The organism is Mesorhizobium sp. M7A.F.Ca.US.008.03.1.1, from assembly GCF_003997495.1.
In the GTDB taxonomy this organism is placed as follows: Bacteria; Pseudomonadota; Alphaproteobacteria; order Rhizobiales; family Rhizobiaceae; genus Mesorhizobium.
In genome coordinates, this window is record NZ_RZRU01000027.1 from 1 (window position 1) to 20,441 (window position 20,441).

Annotated in this window: 22 protein-coding genes and 1 riboswitch; of the genes, 11 read left to right on the forward strand and 11 right to left on the reverse strand. The window is 62.6% G+C overall.

What is annotated here, in order from left to right; genetic code table 11:
• A partial coding sequence (locus EOA16_RS27725; RefSeq protein WP_164754413.1) for a YdcF family protein occupies nt 1–557 on the forward strand: 557 nt, incomplete at its 5' end.
• Here EOA16_RS27725 and EOA16_RS27730 read toward each other — a convergent pair.
• Nucleotides 558–1,190, reverse strand: a complete 633-nt coding sequence (locus EOA16_RS27730) for a pyridoxamine 5'-phosphate oxidase family protein (RefSeq protein ID WP_127260986.1) — start codon at nt 1,188–1,190, stop codon at nt 558–560.
• Nucleotides 1,191–1,241: 51 nt separating this feature from the next.
• A complete protein-coding gene (locus EOA16_RS27735; protein WP_127260987.1) occupies nt 1,242–1,712 on the reverse strand; it encodes a DUF1348 family protein in 471 nt (156 codons plus the stop codon).
• A gap of 116 nt (nt 1,713–1,828) precedes the next feature.
• Between EOA16_RS27735 and EOA16_RS27740 the strand changes: the two genes are divergently transcribed.
• Nucleotides 1,829–2,725, forward strand: a complete 897-nt coding sequence (locus tag EOA16_RS27740) for a LysR family transcriptional regulator (protein ID WP_127260988.1) — start codon at nt 1,829–1,831, stop codon at nt 2,723–2,725.
• A gap of 125 nt (nt 2,726–2,850) precedes the next feature.
• Complete coding sequence (locus tag EOA16_RS27745; RefSeq protein ID WP_127260989.1) at nt 2,851–3,639, forward strand: 1-acyl-sn-glycerol-3-phosphate acyltransferase; 789 nt, start codon at nt 2,851–2,853, stop codon at nt 3,637–3,639.
• A gap of 22 nt (nt 3,640–3,661) precedes the next feature.
• On the opposite strand, the gene EOA16_RS27750 is transcribed toward EOA16_RS27745, so the two are convergent.
• The 3 genes from EOA16_RS27750 to EOA16_RS27760 form a co-directional block, all read right to left on the reverse strand.
• Nucleotides 3,662–4,288, reverse strand: coding sequence for a LysE family translocator (locus EOA16_RS27750; RefSeq protein WP_127260990.1), 627 nt, complete (start codon nt 4,286–4,288; stop codon nt 3,662–3,664).
• Between the two features lie 91 nt (nt 4,289–4,379).
• Complete coding sequence (locus EOA16_RS27755) at nt 4,380–5,327, reverse strand: aldo/keto reductase (RefSeq protein ID WP_127260991.1); 948 nt, start codon at nt 5,325–5,327, stop codon at nt 4,380–4,382.
• A 121-nt stretch (nt 5,328–5,448) separates the two neighbouring features.
• Nucleotides 5,449–5,970 (reverse strand): gamma-glutamylcyclotransferase, encoded by a 522-nt coding sequence (locus EOA16_RS27760; protein ID WP_127260992.1) that lies wholly within the window; start codon nt 5,968–5,970, stop codon nt 5,449–5,451.
• A 140-nt stretch (nt 5,971–6,110) separates the two neighbouring features.
• Here EOA16_RS27760 and EOA16_RS27765 point away from each other — a divergent pair, with 140 nt between their 5' ends.
• Entirely contained in the window at nt 6,111–7,109 is a 999-nt protein-coding gene (locus EOA16_RS27765) for a DUF2125 domain-containing protein (RefSeq protein WP_127260993.1), read from the forward strand.
• 7 nt (nt 7,110–7,116) lie between these two features.
• Entirely contained in the window at nt 7,117–8,040 is a 924-nt protein-coding gene (locus tag EOA16_RS27770; RefSeq protein WP_127260994.1) for a sugar kinase, read from the forward strand.
• A gap of 7 nt (nt 8,041–8,047) precedes the next feature.
• Here EOA16_RS27770 and EOA16_RS27775 read toward each other — a convergent pair whose 3' ends face one another.
• Together EOA16_RS27775 and hisC are read right to left on the reverse strand one after the other, a co-directional pair.
• Nucleotides 8,048–8,983, reverse strand: coding sequence for a prephenate/arogenate dehydrogenase family protein (locus EOA16_RS27775; RefSeq protein WP_206517369.1), 936 nt, complete (start codon nt 8,981–8,983; stop codon nt 8,048–8,050).
• Nucleotides 8,984–8,989: 6 nt separating this feature from the next.
• A complete protein-coding gene (hisC, locus tag EOA16_RS27780) occupies nt 8,990–10,099 on the reverse strand; it encodes a histidinol-phosphate transaminase (protein ID WP_127260996.1) in 1,110 nt (369 codons plus the stop codon).
• Between the two features lie 137 nt (nt 10,100–10,236).
• Nucleotides 10,237–10,314: riboswitch (SAM riboswitch) on the forward strand.
• Nucleotides 10,315–10,430: 116 nt separating this feature from the next.
• Here hisC and EOA16_RS27785 point away from each other — a divergent pair.
• The 4 genes from EOA16_RS27785 (at nt 10,431) to EOA16_RS27800 (ending at nt 14,247) form a co-directional block, all read left to right on the forward strand.
• Nucleotides 10,431–11,600 carry a homoserine O-acetyltransferase gene (locus EOA16_RS27785; protein ID WP_127260997.1) on the forward strand — a complete coding sequence of 390 codons (1,170 nt, stop codon included), beginning with the start codon at nt 10,431–10,433 and terminating at the stop codon, nt 11,598–11,600.
• A 58-nt stretch (nt 11,601–11,658) separates the two neighbouring features.
• Nucleotides 11,659–12,273, forward strand: a complete 615-nt coding sequence (gene metW, locus EOA16_RS27790) for a methionine biosynthesis protein MetW (RefSeq protein WP_127260998.1) — start codon at nt 11,659–11,661, stop codon at nt 12,271–12,273.
• Complete coding sequence (locus EOA16_RS27795) at nt 12,222–13,076, forward strand: Stf0 family sulfotransferase (RefSeq protein WP_164754414.1); 855 nt, start codon at nt 12,222–12,224, stop codon at nt 13,074–13,076. The genes metW and EOA16_RS27795 overlap by 52 nt, the downstream gene beginning before the upstream one ends.
• 100 nt (nt 13,077–13,176) lie before the next feature.
• On the forward strand, nt 13,177–14,247 hold the full coding sequence (locus EOA16_RS27800; protein ID WP_245456042.1) for a glycosyltransferase family 2 protein: 1,071 nt from the start codon (nt 13,177–13,179) through the stop codon (nt 14,245–14,247).
• 41 nt (nt 14,248–14,288) lie between these two features.
• Here EOA16_RS27800 and EOA16_RS27805 read toward each other — a convergent pair whose 3' ends face one another.
• Complete coding sequence (locus EOA16_RS27805) at nt 14,289–14,627, reverse strand: DUF1330 domain-containing protein (protein ID WP_127261000.1); 339 nt, start codon at nt 14,625–14,627, stop codon at nt 14,289–14,291.
• A gap of 369 nt (nt 14,628–14,996) precedes the next feature.
• On the opposite strand from EOA16_RS27805, the gene EOA16_RS27810 reads away from it, so the two are divergent.
• A complete protein-coding gene (locus EOA16_RS27810) occupies nt 14,997–15,929 on the forward strand; it encodes a glycosyltransferase family 2 protein (protein ID WP_127261001.1) in 933 nt (310 codons plus the stop codon).
• Nucleotides 15,930–16,000: 71 nt separating this feature from the next.
• On the opposite strand, the gene EOA16_RS27815 is transcribed toward EOA16_RS27810, so the two are convergent.
• From EOA16_RS27815 to EOA16_RS27825, 3 genes are all read right to left on the reverse strand, one after another.
• Nucleotides 16,001–16,804, reverse strand: a complete 804-nt coding sequence (locus EOA16_RS27815; RefSeq protein WP_127261002.1) for a DUF1194 domain-containing protein — start codon at nt 16,802–16,804, stop codon at nt 16,001–16,003.
• An 86-nt stretch (nt 16,805–16,890) separates the two neighbouring features.
• Nucleotides 16,891–18,717: an ABC transporter ATP-binding protein/permease gene (locus tag EOA16_RS27820; protein ID WP_127261003.1), complete on the reverse strand. Its 1,827-nt coding sequence runs from the start codon at nt 18,715–18,717 to the stop codon at nt 16,891–16,893.
• A 132-nt stretch (nt 18,718–18,849) separates the two neighbouring features.
• Entirely contained in the window at nt 18,850–19,632 is a 783-nt protein-coding gene (locus EOA16_RS27825) for a methyltransferase domain-containing protein (RefSeq protein WP_127261004.1), read from the reverse strand.
• A 137-nt stretch (nt 19,633–19,769) separates the two neighbouring features.
• On the opposite strand from EOA16_RS27825, the gene gloB reads away from it, so the two are divergent.
• The coding region (gloB, locus tag EOA16_RS27830; protein WP_127261068.1) for a hydroxyacylglutathione hydrolase at nt 19,770–20,441 on the forward strand (672 nt) is incomplete at its 3' end.

The window sequence follows — 20,441 nt, forward strand, 5'->3', positions numbered from 1 at the left end:
CCAACAAGGTCAGTCACCTGACCACGCCCGCCAATCCGGCCAGGGCGGACGCAATCATTGTCTTGACCGGCGGCCAGTCCCGCCTCGATGCGGCGATGGAACTACTGGCGTCCGGCAAGGGCGAGCGGCTGCTGATCAGCGGCGTCCATCCTTCCGCCAGCCGCCGCCAGCTTCAGGCGGCGACCGGCGGTGACGTCAGGCTGTTCTCCTGTTGCGTCGACATCGACCGCGCCGCGCTCGACACGATCGGCAATGCGGAGGAAAGCGCCAAATGGGTCGAGAGCCACGCCTATGGCACGGTAATCCTCGTCACCAACAATTATCATATGCCGCGCAGCCTGCTGGAAATGGGCAGGCTGCTGCATGGCGCCAAGCTCGAGCCCTATCCGGTGGTCAATTCCAACCTCGACAATGGCGGCTGGCTAACCAAGCCCCGGGCATTGCGCGTGCTGTTCACGGAATACAACAAATATCTGCTGGCGCTGGCGCGCGGCATCGTGCCGGTCAAGCCGACGCCCAACGGCATCGCACTGGCCGAAACTGCGGCCGGCGGCTGATTATTCCCCTGCGGCCGCGCCCGAATTTCCCCTGAGCCGTGCGATCTCCTGCTCAAGGCGTTCGATACGCTTGTCCCGCTCGCCGAGTGCCGCCGCCACGTCGGCTGCCTCGAACCGTTGCGGGATGTGCTGCGGGCAATTGGCATCCCAGGCCGAGACCGTGAACAGGATGACCTGCTCAGGGCGCGCCTTGTAGTCTTGCGGCATCAGTTTCGCCATCAGCTCGACGTCACTCTCGACGACCCGCGCCGTGCCCCAGATCTTGATGCGCTGGCGGTGCATATAGTCGATCAGGAACAGGAACGCCCTTGGATTGTCGGCCAGATTGCCCTGCGTGATGAACTGCCGGTTGCCGGAAAAATCCGCGAAGCCGATCGTATGTTCATCCAGCACCTTGAGGAAGCCGGTCGGCCCGCCGCGATGCTGGACATAGGGCTGTCCCTCGCTGTTGGCGGTCGACAGGAAGACGCTGGTCTGCATTTCGATGAAGGCGGCAAGGTCCGGGGTGATGCCGGCCTGCCAGCCGCCACGCTCCTCGACGCGGGCATAGGATTGGCGCGAGCCCTTGCGGGCCTGGATCGCCTTGACGGTCGGCGTGAAGGCAACGTCGCTGGTGAAAGCATGCGCGTTCATGGAGAGCCTCCTTGCCCGGAACGGGCGCTTCGCACTTTTCCCGGAACTGCTCTAAAGCCCGAGCTCCGACAGTGTCGGGTGGTCGTCCGGCCGCCGGCCGAGCGGCCAGTGATACTTACGATCGGCCTCGCCGATCGGCAGGTCGTTGATGCTGGCGATGCGCAGGCGCATCAGCCCATGTTCGTCGAATTCCCAGTTCTCGTTGCCGTAGCTGCGGAACCATGAGCCGCTGTCGTCGTGCCATTCATAGGCGAAGCGCACGGCGATGCGGTTGCCGTGAAAAGCCCAGACCTCCTTGATCAGCCGGTAGTCGAGTTCCCTGCTCCATTTGCGCGTCAGAAACACCTGGATGGCATCGCGGCCTTGCAGGAATTCGGCACGGTTGCGCCAGCGGCTGTCCGTCGTATAGGCAAGCGCGACCCGTGCCGGGTCGCGCGAATTCCAGGCATCCTCGGCCATGCGCGCCTTCTGCGCCGCGGTCTCGGCGGTGAACGGCGGCAGCGGCGGGCGGGCTTCAGACATGTCAACTCCTTTGCGAGGCCATGCTGCAGGCAGGCCGACAGACCCATATAAAGCCTTCCATCATTCAAATGCAGATGCCATATTCGTAACCTGTCCTTCCATTTTTCGGAAGAGCTATGGATCGTCTCGAAGCCATGTCGCTCTTTGTCGCCGCGCTGGAGGCCGGCAGCCTTTCCGCGGCCAGCCGCCGTTTCGGCATTCCGCTGGCGACGGTGAGCCGCAAGATTTCCGATCTCGAGCGCCATCTGAACACACGTCTCCTGAATCGCTCGACGCGACGGCTGACGCCGACCGATGCCGGTCAGGCCTATCTTGCCGCCTGCCGCCGCATCCTCGACGAGGTCGGTGAGGCCGAACGCACAGCCGCCGGCGAATACAGCGTGCCGACCGGCGAATTGGCCATCACTGCGCCGGTCGTCTTTGGCCGCCTGCACGTGCTGCCGGTGGTCACCGGCTTTCTCGCCGCTTATCCCGACGTGGACATCCGCCTGACATTGGCCGACCGCATCACCCAGCTGGTCGAGGATCATTTCGATCTCGCCATCCGCATCGGCCAGTTACCCGATTCGAGCCTGGTCGCCATCGGCGTCGGCGCGATCCGCCGCGTCGTTTGCGCCAGCCCGGCCTATCTGGCCGAATACGGCACGCCAACGACCCCGGAGGATCTGGAAACACACAGTTGCATCCCCTTCGAGGGGCTTGCCTCCGGCGCCAGTTGGAGCTTCATCAAGGGCAAGGCCGAAATCCCGGTTCGGGTCCGCTCACGGCTTCAGGTCAACACCGCCGAAGCGGCCATCGATGCGGCGATTGCCGGCGTTGGGCTGACGCGTGTGCTTTCCTACCAGATCGAAGCCGCGCTGCGGTCCGGCGCGCTGCGCGTCCTGCTGCGGGAATTCGAGCCGGCGCCATGGCCGGTGAGCCTGGTGCATGCAGGCCACGGCCTGCTGCCAGTCAAGCTGCGCGCCTTCCTCGATTTTGCCGCTCCGCGCCTGAAGGAGCGGCTGCGCGGCTGATGTAGCGGAACCAGGCCAACCCCCATTGGCGACGTTCTTCGTCGCCAACCAAAGCGTCCTGCGGCCATTTCCTTTTTTCCCGCGCTTGGTGTAACCAACGCACACCTCCTCACCGGGCTTCCCCCATGCTCTATGTCAGATCGCTGACGTTCAATTTCGTCTTCTACGTCAACCTGATCGTCCAGATGATCCTCTGGACCCCCTATTATTTCCTGTCGCCCCGTCACCGCGCCTGGTTCGTGCCTAAATTCTGGTCGCGCACCTCGATGTGGCTCTATGACAAGATCGCCGGCACCAGGAGCGACATCACCGGCCAGGAAAACCTTCCCGAAGGCTCCTTCATCCTGGCGCCCAAGCACCAGTCGTTCTGGGACGCGATCGCCTTCTTTCCCTTCCTCCAGGACCCACTCTACATCCTCAAGCGCGAACTGACCTGGATCCCGTTCTTCGGCTGGTACATCATGAAGATGCGCATGATCCCGGTTCATCGCGGCAGCCGTTCGAAAGCGCTGAAGGCGGTGGTCGCCGCGACCAAGGAGGAGATGGCGCGCAACCCCCGCCAGCTCATCATCTACCCCGAGGGTACAAGGCGCGCGCCGGGCGACAAGCCGGCCTACAAATACGGCATCGTTGAAATCTACACGCAACTTGGCATTCCGGTGGTGCCGGTCGCCCATGTCGCCGGTCTCTATTGGCCGCGTCGAAAATTTCTGCGCTACCCCGGCACCGTGAAGGCGCGTTTCCTGCCGCCGATCCCACCGGGACTGAGCAAGGACGAATTCATGGCCCGGCTGATCGGTGAAACCGAGGCTGCCTGTGACCAGTTCCTGATTGATGCGGCACGCGGCCCGAACCCACCTGCCTTGCCGCCGACAGCGGTGAAACGCTTGCGCGAACTCGGCGCGAAAGCCTGAAGCGGGTCCTGCAGGGCAATCTTCAGCCCAACGCGGCCAGTGCGGTGGTCAACACCAGCGTCACGGCAAAGACCAGATTGATGATCCGCGAAGCCGCCGGCCGGCGCAGGAAGCGCGCAAACGCTGCCCCCGCGACAAGCCACAGAGCGTGGATGGCAACGATCATCAGGGCCAGAACCGTCAGCTTCAGCCATAGACCAAGCTCAGCGGCGCCCTGTTTCGACGAGGCACCGGCAAACACGGCGGCGATCGCCACATAGGCCTTTGGATTGGCGACCGCGAGAAGAAACCCAGCCAGCCATGTTGGGCGCGAAGCTTCGGCGGCACGTGCTGCCAAGGGCGGGGCCGTGGCGATCTTGAAGGCGAGATAGAGGATGTAGGCGGCGGACGCGACAGCCAGCAACGGCGCCAGCTTCGGCATCGACGAGAGCACCGCCATGACCCCCGTCGCGACGACCAAAAGCACGGCGATCGTGCCCAGGATGATCCCCCAGGCATAGCCCAGCGAATGGCGCAAACCGAAGGCCGCACCGACGGCGGTGACGCTAATCGTAGCCGGTCCCGGGCTGCCCATGACGAGAGCGGAAGCAAGCACCAGCGCGAGCAACTGGCGCCCAAGGTCCGGCTGCGAAAGAAGCGGTTCAGTCATCTCACCCTCTGCCTTGCCCCGTGCAAAGGAACGGTATGGCAAGACAAGAGGGTCGTCTTGGACGTTCGTGCGAGGCGCGCGGCGGCCGGAATCAGCCGCTCGCCTTGTCGAGTTCGGCCATGTCGGCGGCGCTCAGCTTCAGCGACGCCGCCTTGATCAGGCTGTCCATCTGCTCGGGCTTGGTCGCACTGGCGATCGGTGCGGTGACACCTGGCCGCGCGATAACCCAGGCAAGCGCCACCTCAGCCTGCTTGGCCGAATACCTTGATGAAACCGCGTCGAGTGCCGCAAGGATGCGCATGCCGCGCGCATTGAGATAGTCCTTCACCCCGCCGCCACGCGGGCTTTGACCGAGATCGGCCTCGCTGCGGTATTTGCCGCTGAGGAAACCCTTGGCCAGGCTGAAATAGGTGATGACGCCGATGTCCTCGGTCACGCACAGATCGCGCAACGGTCCATCGAAGGATGAGCGATCGTAAAGATTGTATTCCGGCTGCAGCACCTCGTAGCGCGGCAGGCTGCGCAAGCTCGCCACATCGAGTGCCGCACGCAACTGGCCGGCGTCGAGATTCGAGCAGCCGGCATAGCGGATCTTGCCCTTGGCGAGCAGCTTCTCGTAGGCGCCAAGGGTTTCCTCATAGGGCGTCGTCGGATCCGGCCAGTGCGACAGATAAAGGTCGATGACGTCGGTCTGCAGCCGCTTCAGCGATGCGTCGACGGCCTTTTCGATGTATGCGGCGGACAGGTCCTTGTGTCCCTGCCCCATATCCGAACCGACCTTGGTGATCACCACGACCTTGTCGCGATTGCCACGGTCTTTCATCCATTTGCCGATGATGGTCTCCGATTCACCGCCCTTGTGGCCGGGAACCCAGCGCGAATAGGCATCCGCCGTATCGATGGCGTTGAGGCCGGCGCCGACGAAGCGGTCGAGGAGGTCGAACGAGGTTTTCTCGTCGGCGGTCCAGCCGAAGACGTTGCCGCCCAGAACCAGCGGCGCGATGGACAGGTCGGTGCGACCGAGACGACGTTTCTGCAAGGCGTATCTCCGGGATGAATGGGGCGGGCAAATGGCGCCCGCGGGCTGAGGTTCGGAGCCTAACCTAGGTCTTGCCTGAACGAGGTCAAAGGCCTGGCCGCCTTTTTCCGCAGAGCCAACTTCACAAAGGCGCGACTTGCCTGGCGACATCCTCCAGCCAGTGATCGCGGATATCAAGCGCCTCAAGATGCTCAAGCGTGCTCAGCACATAGTCCTCGTTGTTGCCGGACTGGCCGACCGCACCGCGCACCACGGCCGCCGCGTCCGCAGCGTCAAGCGCTCCGGCATATTGCTCGTGCTGGCGGTCGACGATGTAGACCACTGCGTCGACCGTACCGCCCCCGTCGAGGCGAATCCTGAGCATGCGCTCCAGATAGACATTGGTGACCAGTTCGCGCTCGCGAAGATAGGCCATGACCTCGTCGCGCAAGTCGCCGGGGACGCGAAATGCGAGGCCGACGCAGGACCCGCCACGGTCGAGCCCGAGCACCAGCCCCGGCCGCTCGCGCGTGCCGCGATGCACGAAGGAATAGACGCAGAGCGAGCGCCGGTAGCCATGCAGACGGGCACGCTGTGTTTCGACATGCGCGAATCCCGGCCGCCAGATCAGCGAGCCATAGCCAAACACCCAAAAATCGCCCATATCGCCGCGCCTGATTGCAAAGATGCCAACACCGCACCGGACCGGTGTTTTTTCTGCCCGTCCCGTCTAACTATTCGTCTGTCTACCTGGCGGAATCGACTACCCGTCCGCAACACCCATGCGTTAACGAGAGCCAAAGCATGACGTCAAGTGACGAACGCCAGCCGAACAAACGTCGCCGCCTGGTCTGGCTTGCGGCATTCGTCGTCGGGCTGTTCGCCCTCTACAGCGGCGGCTGGTTCTATCTGGCTGACCGCGTCAGGAGCGAGGCCGGCAAGGCGGTTGCCACGCTCAACAAGAATGGCGTCGAGGCCGGCTGCGCCAATCTCCAGGTCAGCGGCTATCCGTTGAGCTTTACCGTCTCCTGCGACAACCTCGCCTACGAGGACGATGCCAAGAATATTGCAGCCTCAGCCGGCAGTTTCAACGCAGTCGCCCAGATCATCCAGCCTCTGTCGCCGGTTGCCAATCTGCGCGGCCCGCTCAGGACCGCCATTCCGGACATGGTGCCGCTGTGGATCGACTGGGACAATCTGCAAGCCAATTTCAAATTGTGGTGGCCGCTGCCGCAGCGGATTTCGCTGGAAGCAGAGGGCCTTTCCGGCCAGACCGACCCGGCCGACGACACCGATCCGGTGCAACTGTTCAGCGCCGGCAAGGCATCAGGCCAGTTGCAGCCCAACGGTGAGGATATCGACTATCTCGGCAGTTTCGGCGATCTCGAGATCGACCCCGACGCGATTGGCGGGCGCGTGCTGCCGGCGCTCGATGCCAGTGGCGACGTGACATTGAAGAACGGTGTCGCGCTGATCGGCACGCAGGTGAGGAGCCTTCGTGGGCAGGCGATCGAAATCCGCAACCTTGACCTGTCGTCGGGGACGGCGCGCATCACAGTTTCGGGACCGCTCTCGGTCGATGCCGAGGGCCTGGTCAACGCCGACCTGATGATCAGGTTGAAGGACCCGAAGGCGGTGGCGGCCATCCTGGGCGCCGCCATACCCGAACAGAAAAGCCAGATCGAGCAGGGTTTTTCTGCCCTGGCGGTGCTCGGCAACGAACCGTCGATGCCGCTGAAGGTGGTCAGGGGCAAGGCCTCGCTCGGCTTCATTCCGCTGGGCAAGATCAAGCCGGTGGAATAGCGCAGCGATGGCAAGACCCGTGAGGTTGCTGAGTGTTGGCGCACTGACGCTGGACACCATCCTGCGCGTCGAGGCGCTGCCCGTGCATCAGGGCAAGTTCATGGCCTCCGACGGCGTCCAGATCGCCTCGGGCATGGCGACCAGTGCTGCCTGCGCCGCGCATCGCCTGGGCGCCGAGGTATCGCTGTGGGCGAGCGCGGGTGACGATGCCGTCGCCGACCAGCTCATCGCCGGCATCGAGGCCGAAGGCGTCGATTGCACCTTTGTGCGGCGCGTCAGAGGCGCTCGCTCGGCGCTGGCCTCGATCCTGGTCGACGCGCATGGCGAGCGCATCATCGTGCCGTTCTATGACAGGCTGGCCCAGGCCGATCCCGAAGCCTTGCCGGTCGCCGACCTCATGGCATTCGACGCCGTACTGGTCGATGTCCGCTGGCCTGGCGCGGCAGCGCTTGCCCTGAAAGCGGCGCGTGACATCGGCCGTCCGGCGATCCTCGATGCCGACACCGCGCCGCTGGAGGTCCTGGAGCAGTTGTTGCCGCTCGCCACGCACATCGTCGCGTCGGAGCCGGCGGCGCGCATTGTCTGCGGCCAGGCGCTCGATCCGGAAACGGCTTGCGCCGATCTCGCCAGCCGCACCGACGCTTTTGTCGCAGTGACAGGCGGCGCGGCGGGCAGCTGGTGGCACGACCGTCGCGCAGGCCGCGTGCGCCATGTCGCGGCGCCGAAGATCAAGGCGGTCGATACGCTCGCCGCCGGCGATGTCTTTCATGGCGCCTTCGCCGTCGGACTGGCGGAAGCCATGCCGGTCGAGCAGGCTTTGCGCTTTGCCAGTGCGGCCGCCGCGCTCAAATGCCTGCGCTTCGGCGGCAGACTTGGTGCGCCGAACCGGGCCGAGACGCTGGCCATGGTCGCTGCGACCTGGCCTGCCTGAAACAGACTTAGCCCTTCGCGGGATGCTCGACGGCCTGGCGGCCAAAATCCGGCACGTCGATGTCCTGGCCGGCTTCGATGATCGAGCGGCGCACGGCGCGAGTGCGGGTGAACAGGTCGAAGAGTTTTTCGCCGTCGCCCCAGCGGATTGCGCGTTGCAGCGACGCCAGATCTTCGGAGAACCGTGCCAGCATTTCGAGGATGGCGTCCTTGTTGTGCAGGCACACGTCGCGCCACATGGTCGGGTCGGAGGCGGCAAGGCGGGTGAAGTCGCGAAAGCCGGAAGCCGAATATTTGATCACTTCGGATTTGGTCACCGACTGCAGATCATCGGCGGTGCCGACGATGTTGTAGGCGATGATGTGCGGCAAATGCGAGACGATGGCCAGCGTCATGTCGTGATGCTGCGGGTCCATCGTATCGATGTTGGCGCCGCAGCGGCGCCAGAATTCCGACAGCCTCTCCAGCGCGTCCGGGTCAGTGTCGGGCAGCGGCGTGAAGATGCACCAGCGATTGTCGAACAGGTCGGCGAAACCGGCGTCCGGGCCGGATTTTTCCGTGCCCGCCAGAGGATGGCCGGGAATGAAATGGACGCCTTCAGGCACATAAGGCTGCATCTGCGCAATGACAGACGCCTTGGTCGAACCAACATCGGTGAGGATCGCACCTGGCTTCAGCGCCGGCGCGATTTCCTCGGCAACCGCTCCCGACGAGCCGACCGGCACCGAAATGATGACCAGGTCGGCATCGCGGACAGCTTCTCTCGCATCGGTGGTATAGCTATCGCCCAGCCCGAGCTCCTCAGCCCGCGCCAGCGTCGCCGCACTGCGCGTCGAGATGGCGACGTGACCAGCCAGGCCCTCGCGGCGGATGACGCGGGCCAGCGACGAGCCGATCAGGCCGATGCCGACCAGCGCGATCTTTTCAAACATCGGTGGTGTCATGGTGTTCTAGCTTTTCAGGAATGTCGTGAGAGCGGCGACAACGCCGCGATTGGCCTCTTCGGTGCCGACGGTCATGCGCAACGCGTTGGGAAAGCCATAGCCCGAAACGCGCCGCAATATATAGCCGCGCGCCGTCAGATAGTCGTCCGCCGCCGCTGCCGAATGCTTCTGGTCGTCGGGAAAATGAATGAGGATGAAATTGCCGACGCTGGGCGTTACCCGCAGCCCGAGCTTTGCGAATTCCTCGCTCAGCCAGGCCAGCCAGGTCTCGTTGTGCGCCACGCTGCGCTCGACATGGGCGCGGTCGCGGATCGCTGCGATGCCGGCCTCGATCGCCGTCGCATTGACGTTGAAGGGACCGCGCACGCGGTTGATGGCGTCGACGATGTGCATCGGCGCATACATCCAGCCGATCCGCGCCCCGCCAAGGCCGATCTTGGAGAAGGTACGGGTCATCACCACGTTCTGGGCGGCACCGACCAGCTCGATGCCGGCCTCATAGTCGTTGCGGCGGACATATTCGGCATAGGCGGCGTCGAGCACCAGAAGCACGTTCTTCGGCAGTGCGGCATGTAGGCGGCGCACCTCCTGGAACGGCACATAGGTACCGGTCGGGTTGTTGGGATTGGCCAGGAACACGATCCGGGTAGCGGGCGTGACGGCGGCCAGGATGGCGTCGATGTCGGCGCGCTCATCTGTTTCCTTGATCGTCACCGGAACGGCACCCGCCGACTGGATGTAGATTTTGTAGACCATGAAGGCGTGTTCGGTGATGACAGCCTCGTCGCCGGGCGCCAGATAGGTCTGCGCCAGCAGGCCGAGGATCTCGTCGGAGCCGTTGGAGCAGATGATGTTCTGCGGGTTGAGGCCATGCACCTCGGCGATCGCTTCGCGCAGCCGCCTGGCGGTGCCGTCTGGATAGACATCGAGCTTTCCGGCAATCTCGCGCGCGGCTTCGATCGCCTTCGGCGAGGGCCCTAGGGGATTCTCGTTCGAGGACAGCTTGTGGACCTTGGCGACGCCGGCGGGCGCCGTGCTCTTGCCCGGCACATAGGCGTCTATGTCCATGATGCCCGCGCGCGGGGTTGGACGTGCCTGGTCCGGTGTCTGGCTCATGTCGCAAAATCCGTCGAGAACGCTTCCTGAGGGAAGCCGCAGCGGAAATACAAGCCGTGGCCCGCAATGTCGAGAGGCGACAGCCACCGGACCAAGGCTGGCCGTTGACGCCGGCGCGCCACAGCCCTAGAAGGGGTGCGAACTTCCGTGGTGATTTGGCCGGTCGGCTTGCAGCCACGTTAAACAACTTGCTAAAGGGCCGTTTGCATCCTGTAACCGGCTTTGCGACTGCAATGCCGGTTTTTTGTTGTCCGCGCCGGCCGGACACCCGCATCGGCATCGATTTTCGAAAAGCACGGTGCCGTGGATTTTAAAGTGTGAGATGGATGTCATGGCCGTTCTGCGCGCCCGCAAAACCAACAACGAGGCCGACCAGCCGTCGAGCCCGGTTTTGCGTTTTGGCTCCGACAAGCCGCTCAAACTGGACGCGGGCACGCTGCTGTCGCCGTTCCAGATCGCCTACCAGACCTACGGCACGCTGAACGATGCCCGCTCCAACGCCATCCTCGTCTGCCATGCGCTGACCGGCGACCAGCACGTCGCCAGCACCAATCCGGTGACCGGCAAGCCGGGCTGGTGGGAAGTGTTGATCGGCCCCGGCAAGATCATCGACACCAATCGCTTCTTCGTCATCTGCTCCAACGTCATCGGCGGTTGCCTTGGGTCCACCGGCCCGGCCTCGACGAATCCCGCCACCGGCAAGCCCTATGGGCTTGACCTGCCCATTATCACCATCCGCGACATGGTGCGCGCGCAGCAGATGCTGATCGACCATTTCGGCATTGAAAAGTTGTTCTGCGTGCTCGGTGGCTCGATGGGCGGCATGCAGGTGCTGGAATGGGCGTCGAGCTATCCAGAGCGCGTCTTCTCGGCGCTGCCGATCGCCACCGGCGCGCGCCATTCCTCGCAGAACATCGCCTTTCACGAGGTCGGCCGGCAGGCTGTCATGGCCGATCCGGACTGGCATGGCGGCAAATATTTCGAGCACGGCAAACGCCCGGAAAAGGGCCTGGCGGTAGCGCGCATGGCCGCCCACATCACCTATCTGTCCGAAGCAGCCCTGCACCGGAAATTCGGCCGCAATCTGCAGGACCGCGAAGCGCTGACCTTCGGCTTCGATGCCGACTTCCAGATCGAAAGCTATCTGCGTCACCAGGGCATGACCTTCGTCGATCGCTTCGACGCCAATTCCTACCTCTACATGACGCGGTCGATGGACTATTTCGACCTTGCCGCCGACCATGGCGGCCGGTTGGCCGATGCCTTCGCCGGAACGAAAACCCGCTTCTGCCTGGTGTCTTTCACCTCGGATTGGCTGTTTCCGACCGAGGAGAGCCGCTCTATCGTGCATGCGCTCAACGCCGCCGGCGCATCGGTATCCTTCGTCGAGATCGAGACCGACCGGGGCCACGACGCCTTCCTGCTCGACGAGCCGGAACTGTTTGCCGCGATAAACGGCTTCATTGGCTCGGCGGCCCGGGCGAGAGGGCTCAGCGCATGACCCCGAAAAATTGCGGGCTCTCCGGATCGGGATCATGCGCCAGGCAGGAGGCGAAGCCATGAGCGTCAACCGCGACCAGCGCGTCGACCTCGAAGTCGTCGCCAACCTCATCCCGCCACAGTCGCGCGTGCTCGATGTCGGCTCGGGCGACGGCTCGCTGCTCGAATTGCTGCAGGACACCAAGCAGGTCGACGGCCGTGGACTTGAGCTGTCGCAGCGCGGCGTCAACGAATGCGTGGCGCGCGGCCTCTCCGTCATCCAGGGCGATGCCGACAAGGATCTCGAATTCTATCCCGACAAGGGCTTTGACTTCGTTGTCCTGTCGCAGACGCTGCAGGCCACCCGCAACCCGAAGCTGGTGCTCGACGAACTGCTCAGGATCGGCAACCGCGCCATCGTCTCCTTCCCCAATTTCGGCCATTGGCGTGTGCGCCTGTCGCTGTTCATCAATGGCCGTATGCCGGTGACCAAGGATTTGCCCTATTCCTGGTACGACACGCCCAACATCCACTTCTGCACCATCCGCGATTTCGTCAATCTGTGCGACGAACTCGGCGCGACAGTCGAGAAGGCAACCGCCCTCGACGCCGCCGGGCAGAAGATCGGCCTGTCGATGCCGTGGTGGTTCTGGAACTTCTTCGGCCAGCAGGCAGTGTTCTTGCTGAAACGGTAGTGTTGATCGCCATGTATCTCTTTCGTAGGCGCCCTCTGCCAGTTGAAATCCCGCCGGACATGCTGGCCGGGTTGAAAGCCGGAATTCTCATCTGCACTTCACCGCGCAGTGGCAGCAACCACCTCGCCGGATTGATGGCAGCCACCGGGCTTGGCAAGCCACTCGAGTGGTTCGGGGGCCGCCGTGTTCTAGAAATGCCGAACTATCCCCGCGATCCCCGTGCCCAGGTTTTGCGTGCACTGAAAGACGGGCGGTCTTCCTCCGGGATTTACGCGGTCAAACTGTTTGCCAGCCAGTTTTCACAGGTTGCCAAAACCGTGGATCTTCCCGCAAGCCTTCCAAAGCTGCGCTATATGCGGTTGACGCGTGGGGACCTCGTTGGTCAAGCAGTTTCGTGGACCCGCGCTCGTCAGAGTGGTCGGTTCCGCTCTACCGAGGCCGATCAGAAGAGACCATGCTACGACGGCAAAGCAATCGCGGACTCGCTTGAAAAGATCGTCCTGGAAAATTTGGCCTGGGATGTCTGGTTTGCAAAGAACGGATTGTCCTTCCTGTCACTGACATACGAAGAACTCCTTGAACATCCACGGACCTGCCTTGAAAGGGCTGCATCTCTGGTCGACGCCAAGCTTGTCTTGGAACCCGGGTCGGATCTCGGTTCGGGCCTCGATATTCAACGAGACACCATCAGTGAGGAGTGGAGAGAGCGGTTCTTGGCGGAATATTCTGACACGTCGAACTTCCATGCCAACAATTACCGTCGCGGTTTTCTTAGAAAGAGGAGCGCAAGGTTCTCGATCTGATCGAACGGCACTGTACGAGAGCACGAAGCATCCAAGGGCGCCAGAGATGCGATGTTATTGATCAAAGCGCATCGCCGTCCATGGCGATCACGAGCACAAATTGTTATTGCCCGCTGGTTTGACAGCCCGCCGGGAGCGTTATAGCCACATCGGCACTAATAACTTGATCGGTTCAGAGATGGCTCAAGAGCGTCCAACGTATTCACTCGTCGTCGAAATGGAGAATGCAAAATCGATCGACTGGGACGAGATCGGCGTTGGGATGAAGGCCTTGGCTCGGGAAATCTCATCGGTTTCAGCAACCGGTTTGGCGCGACCAAGGATCGTTATTTCTCACGGGGGAGCAGAGTCGGACAAAGATGCGTTGCGTCGTGAGATTTCGAATGAGGCCCCGCAACTCGGTCAGGTTGCCGAACTCGTCTTCACGGCTTTCCCTGGCGGCCGATATTACGACCTGAAGAACAACGGCATGCTGGCATCGGACGGAGATATCGTCATCTTTATGGATTCCGACGTGGTCGCGGAACCTGGATGGCTACCAAGACTGCTTGAGCCCTTTGAAAACTCTGAAGTTATCTGCGCAAACGGATATACATACCTTTCATACGACGATTTCTTTTCAAGAACGTTTGCGTTGATCTGGTTTTTCCCGATGGCCCGTGGAGACATGCGATTTGCCTCGAAGCGAGCGATCAACGCTAACAATGTAGCGTTTCGACGCGAGTGGATCGTCAGCCATCCTTTTCCAAAGCATAACGGCTTCAAGGTTTCCTGCACTTTGCTGATGCGCGAACTGCTGCGGGAGGGCCACAAAATTCATAATGTCGACGCACGCGTTTATCACTATTCGCCGCGGGGCTGGCGGTTCTTTTACTGGCGCGCCCTGGTTACAGGTCGCGACGCTGACAGGAAGTTCGTTGCGCTCAATTCGCCGAGCCGCACGCGACGGATAGTCAAGTCTTTCAGCCGGTGGCTCACCATGTCATGGCGCACGACACGACGGATCCTAGGCCATGCCCGGGAAACGGGGATGCCGCTTTGGCAAGTTCCCTTTTCTCTGATTGTCGGTCAGGCATTTTATGGTTTGGCGTTTTGGGGCCAGTTCAGTTTCGCAACTGGCATGGTTCGTGACAAAATCGAAACTGTCCCCGACTATGTTGGGCATAGCTAGACGCTTTACCGTCATTCCTTGAACCGCACTTCAGCGTCCAATTAATCTTGACCCGTCGATTGCTCCAGAACATCCGTGGCCTTGTGCGGATGTTCGACGCCGTCGACGAACACCACATCCGCCTCCGAATTGTCCGTGCGCAGCGCCAGTATCGCCCGGTAGGCGGGCGAATTATACCAGCCATGCACATGCTGCCTGTCGGGAAATTCTATGATGATCAGATGGCCAGGCCAGTCGTTCTCAATCACCTCCACATCGCCGCCATGGACCAGAAAACGGCCGCCGAAAGGTTCCAGCGTGGCATCTATCTTACGCAGATATTCGACGATCTGCGGACCCATTGTGGCTTGGCGCATATGGGCGACGGCGTAAGCGGCCATGACTGAATTCCCTTGTCGTCGAAGCAGAGTTGCCGGCCTCACATGGCCAATCTGACCAAGCGCCGAGCGCTAAGCGATTACGTCTGAGGTAATGGGATGTATGGCTATCTGTCATGATGGGTTGCTTCCACGGTGATTCGCAATGCTATGTGCGGCGGTGCTGTTGCAATTGGAACGCTAGCAGCGGGGATTCGTTGTCTCGCGCGGATTGAGCACCGGCACGGTGGGTGACAGGGACAGTCGTTTTTTGTAGCGTCGGGCCGACTGTGATGTGGTTTAGAGGAAGGGAAGTCCAATCCATTCGACCGTTCTGAAAATAGAAAAATCCTGGACAGACGCGCAACCCTGCGCAGGAAACAGCTGACAGACATGGCCGGGCTCGATCCAACACCTCTCATCACGGTCATTACGCCGACCCACAACCGACGCGAAACGGTGTTGCGCGCCGTGGAAAGCGTACTCTCCCAGAGCATGTCGAGGCTTGAGCACATTGTCGTCGACGATGGTTCGACCGATGGGACCGAAGTGGCGCTGGCCCGCATCCAGGACCCGCGGCTGATCTATGTCGGGGCGAAATGGCGAGGCGCCAACGCCGCCAGGAATGCCGGCATCGAGCGGGCGCGGGCACCGTTGGTGACGTTCCTCGATTCGGACGACGTCTACATGCCGCACCGGCTTGAACGAACCCTGACCTGGTTCGGTGAAAATCCTGCATTGCAGGTGCTGATCAGTTCGTTCGTGTCCCTGAAAGGCAATCGCATCACAAACTGCGTCAACCCCGAGGCATTCGTGAGCCCCGCAATGCTTGAGCGGACGCTGGTTGGGCAGACCATCTTCATCGCCGGCTCCGCGATCACTGCTCGCCGCGAAGCCTTGCTGGCCATCGGCGGCTACGACAGCGACATCACCCGCATGCAGGATCGCGAATTGCTGCTGCGCCTTGCCCGGCGCTTCGGTGCGCAACTGTCCAGGGACCTCGACTGGACGAAATACAATTCGGAGAACTCGATTTCCGGCCGCCGTGACGGCTATGTCGAGGCTTATGCGAATCTGATGGGCAAACATCCGCATATTGCCCATGCCTACCCGCACATTCCACCTTATATGATCTCGCGGCAGCTCATCGCCGACATCTTGCGAGGCAGGATACCGGAGGCATTTCAGGGCTATATGGCCAACCGTTCGTCGAAAGCGCTTGGCTACTCGCTGTCGGAATTGATGCAAGGCTATGTCCATGGCCGACGCTGGCGCCGCGATCTCTCCAACGAGTTTCGCAACCAATGTGGCGCCCGGCCCGCTTGAGCCCAGAGCAATTCCAGGAAAATTGTGGAACGGTTTTCCTTCCGGATTGCGTGAACCGCTCTATCGAGAGCTCAGCGGTCAAGTTCGGGAAAATACGGATCCGATAGAAACCGCCTGTCCCGTTCGCCCTGCAGGCAGTCTATCGGCCTGGCCGCGTCGACGGGGGTGATTCTCGCTCTGTCCCGAATGCCGCTCACTTCGAGGATCAGCTTGCGCCGGATGGCTGTCGAAAACTCCGCGGCGGCATAGATGGGCAACACGAAGGAACCGGGTCCGCCGGTCACGCACTGCGCGTAATACTGGTCGAGATGGCTGAAGGTGGGCGACGGGCTGATGAGGATCGGCAGGCCATTGACGACGATGCCTTTGGCGATCGCCGCATCACGCGTCGCGGTGACTGGCGTCCCGACATTGTTCGGTCCGTCGCCCGAAATGTCGATGACGCTGCGTTCGCCCTGGAAAGACGTGCGGTCGAAAAGCTCGGTGCCGAAGGTCAGTGCGCCGGAAATCGAAGTGCCGCGAAAGCTGCGGAACGGGCGAGCCGCGACCTTGTCGGCGAAGCTGTTGGCGCTCTCGGCGCTGTCGATGACCTGCCAGCCGATGACCGCGTCATCGCGCACCGTGCCGGCCCATTCGAAATAGGTCAGCGCGATGCGGCCCGTGGCGCCGGCGCGGACAGCCTTGATGAAGTCGGGATGCCGCAGCGCCTCGATATAACCGGCGCGCTGCAGCGCGAACTCCTTCTCGTCCATCGACAGCGAGATGTCGACTGCCAGCACCAGCTCGACGTCGACGGCGAGCGCATGCCGCGGCGAGGCGGCGGGAGCAGCCTGGGCGCAGGCAAGACAGGCAAGCAGGCGCAGAGCATCAAGCATGGCCGTCGCCAGGGTTGTTCTCCCGAAGAGCTTCCCTCGCGATCGCGGCAAAATAAAGCTTTGCTTCCCCCCGTCCGGGTATCAGCTCATTTCCTGCGGCGGGCGGCGACCGGCGGCGGTTCGATCGCGCCGGCTCTGACGCGGGCGGGCTTCAGCGCCGGCGCACCGGAATCCTTGACGATCGTCAACGCGCGCGGGAAGAAGTGGTTGTTGTGCTGGCCGCGCCCGATGTTGAGGATCGCTGTCCCCGGCAAACGCTTCTCGAGCATTGCCAGCACGCGTCTTAGCGATGGGCCGTCGAACGCATCCAGCGCCTCGTCGATGATCACCCATTTCGGCTGCCGCAAGGCGAGCCTGGCGAAGGCCAGCGAGCGTTGTTCGTCATCGCCCAACTCATGGTCCCAACGCCCGGCCCGGTCGAGCGATGAGGACAGCCGTCCCAGACCGACCTCGGCAAGCACCGCCGAAATGTCGGCGTCGCTCGCCGGCGCGGGTCCGTTCGGGTGGTCGAGGACTTCGCGCAACGTGCCGACCGGAAAATAGGGCACGCGCGGCACGAATATGGGGGTTTCTCCCGCCGGCAGGCCGATCCGGCCGCTTCCCCATGGCCACAGGCCGGCAATGGCACGAAAGAACAGCGTCTTGCCTGCACCGGGGTCGCCGGTGATCATGACGCGCTCGCCGGGGCGGATTTCGATATGCGGGTCGGCGAGCCTGGTGCAGCCCTCCGGCGAGGCCACTTCGAGCGTCTCGAAAGTCAGGCTGCCATTGACGTTTTGGCCGAAGGCGATGCGCTTTTCCGTGTCGTGCAGCGCATCGGTTTCATCGAGCGCGATGCGGAAATCGGCCACGCGCATCAGCGTGGCGCGCCAATCGGCAATGCTGCCGATGTTGTTGATGAACCAGCGCAGGGAAGAGTGAACCTGGTTGAAGGCGCCGACCGCCATCATCAGCCCGCCAAAGCTGATATCACCCGAGAAATAGACAGGCGAAGCAACCAGTATGGGCGCCACGACGGTGATCCAGCCATAGGTGTCGGTCACCCAGGACAGATTGATCTGGGCGGTGTAGATGCGCCGCATGGCGCCCAGCACCGTGCCGAGATCGAGTTCGAGCCGCCGCCTGGCGTCGGCCTCGCCATGATACAACGCAATGGCATCGACATTCTCGTTGACGCGCACCATCGAGGAGCGCAGCTCGGCTTCGCGTGTATAGCGGTCGCTGTTCAGGCGGATGAGCGGGCGGCCAACCAGCCAGCTCAGCCAGGAGGCGATACCGGCGTAAAGGATGGCGGCCCAGACCATGTAGCCCGGTATGGCCAGTGAGGTCCCGCCGATGTGGAACACGAAGCCCGAGGACAGCTCCCACAGCACGCCGACGAAGGACACGAGCAGGATACACGACTGCAGCAGGCCGACGCCGAGATCTGTTGAAAGGTCGGACAGATGCGCGGCGTCCTGCTGCATGCGCTGGTCGGGATTGACGCCGATGGCGCCCGCATTGGCCAGCCGGAAGGCGCGCGCCGGCCGCATCCACTGGTCGATCAGGTCCAGCGTCAGCGCCTCGCGCAGTTTGAGCCTGATCATCTGGTTGAGCCAGGTCTGGCCGATATTGAGCACCAGCAGCCCGCCGGCGATCATCGCGAAGACGAGGAGCTGGTGCAGGAAGGCCGCCATGTCGCGGCGCGCAAGCGCATCGTAGAAAGGCTGGTTCCAGCGGTTGAGCAGAACCTGGCCGATCGACGTTGCGATGATCACGGCCATGATGCCGACCGATGTCCACAGCAACCACTTGCGAACCGGCGATCCCGCCAGCGCCCGCCTGATCGTCGCCACCTGATCGCGCAGGCTGCTGGCTTCGACCGCCACGGCAACCGGCTGAACGGCGGCGGCATTGTCCGGTTGATCAGCCATGGCCGAGGTCCTTGCTTCAGTGCTGAAACCGGATGGAGACACTTGATAGCCGTTCGTATGGGCTGCCGGATGGGCTGTCGGTCCGCTTGCGACAGATAGGCCGGGAAACGACGTCAGGCACGCTTGCCGCGATCACGAAGCCGTCACCTGCGCGGCCGAGGGCTTGGCATCGGCTTTGTGACGGCCAAGCCGGGTGGCGCCATGCGGCGACAGCACCGGCACGAAGACGCGGCGCGACGCGCGCTGCGCCACCGGCACGCCTTGATAGAGCCGTTTCTGCGCCTCGACCACAATGACCCCCGAAAAAATCGGCCACAGCCGCCGGCCGGCGCGTTCCAGCACATTGTGGAACCGCATCATGAAACGGCGCCGTGATGGCGGAAAGAACAGCGCATCGGACCAGGCGGCGGGCGTGAAATTGGCCTCCCGCAGCAGTTCCGTAAGCTGGCCGCGCGAAAAAGGCCGGCCATTGCCGAATGGGGTGTGCTCGAAGCGCGCCCAGACGCCGCGCCGGTTGGGCACGACGATGACCACCCGGCCGGCCGGCGACAGCACGCGCCAGATCTCGTTCAGCGTCTCACGCGGGTTCTCGACATGTTCGAGCGAATGGACGAGCAGCATGCGGTCGATGCAGGAATCGACCAGCGGCAGTTCCTCGTCGAAGACCAGTGCCGTCGCCGACGGCCCTGTCGCCGGCCACACCACCGCGCCTTGCGTTGCCGGCATGAAGGCAAAGACCCGCTCGGCATCGGTGCCGAACCGCTCCAGCCACGGCAAGGTGTAACCCAGACCAACCAGCCGCTCGTTGGGCACCGCTGCCCATATCGACGACAACGCCATGGTGATCGAACGCTCGGCGAACCGGCCGAGCGTTGTCGAATAGAAGGAGCGAAGATCGACGATGTCGGAATGCATGGCAGGGATGTAGCCGTGATGTCGCCAGGTTTCAACAAAGGGCCACGACGACCCGACATTCCGGGAATGTCATTCGACATCCGGGATGACATCGACCCGCAAGCGCCCTATGTCTGCGGCCATAACGGAGAAATGTGATGCCGGTCGAAATCGAACAGTTCATGTGCCGCAGCGACAATTTCGGCGTGCTGGTGCATGACCCCAAAAGCGGCCAGACCGCGATCATCGACGCGCCCGAGGAAGCGCCTATCCTGGCCGCGATAAAGCGCACCGGCTGGACGCCGACGATGATCCTGACCACGCATCATCACATGGATCACGTTGAGGCCAATCTGGCGCTGAAGGAGCGCTTCAAGCTGCGCATCGTCGGCCCGGAGGCCGAAAAGGCCAAGATCCCCGGCATCGACGAGACCGTCGAAGACGGCTCGGTCCTCCATCTTGGCGATGAGAGGATCGAGGTCATCGCCACGCCCGGCCACACCGCCGGCCACGTTTCCTATTATTTTCCGGCGTCGCATGTGGCGTTCACCGCCGACACGCTGTTTGCTCTGGGATGCGGACGGCTGTTCGAATGCAAGCCGCCGGTGATGTATGATTCGCTGAAGAAGTTGGCCGCACTTCCGTCTGAGACGGCCATCTATTGCGGCCACGAATACACCCTCGCCAACGCCCGTTTTGCGCTGACCGTCGATCCGTCCAATTCGGCATTGAAGGAACGCGCCGCCAGGATCGAGGCGCTGCGCGCCGCCGACAAGCCGACGCTGCCGACGACGATCGGCGAGGAACTGTCGACCAATCCCTTCCTGCGC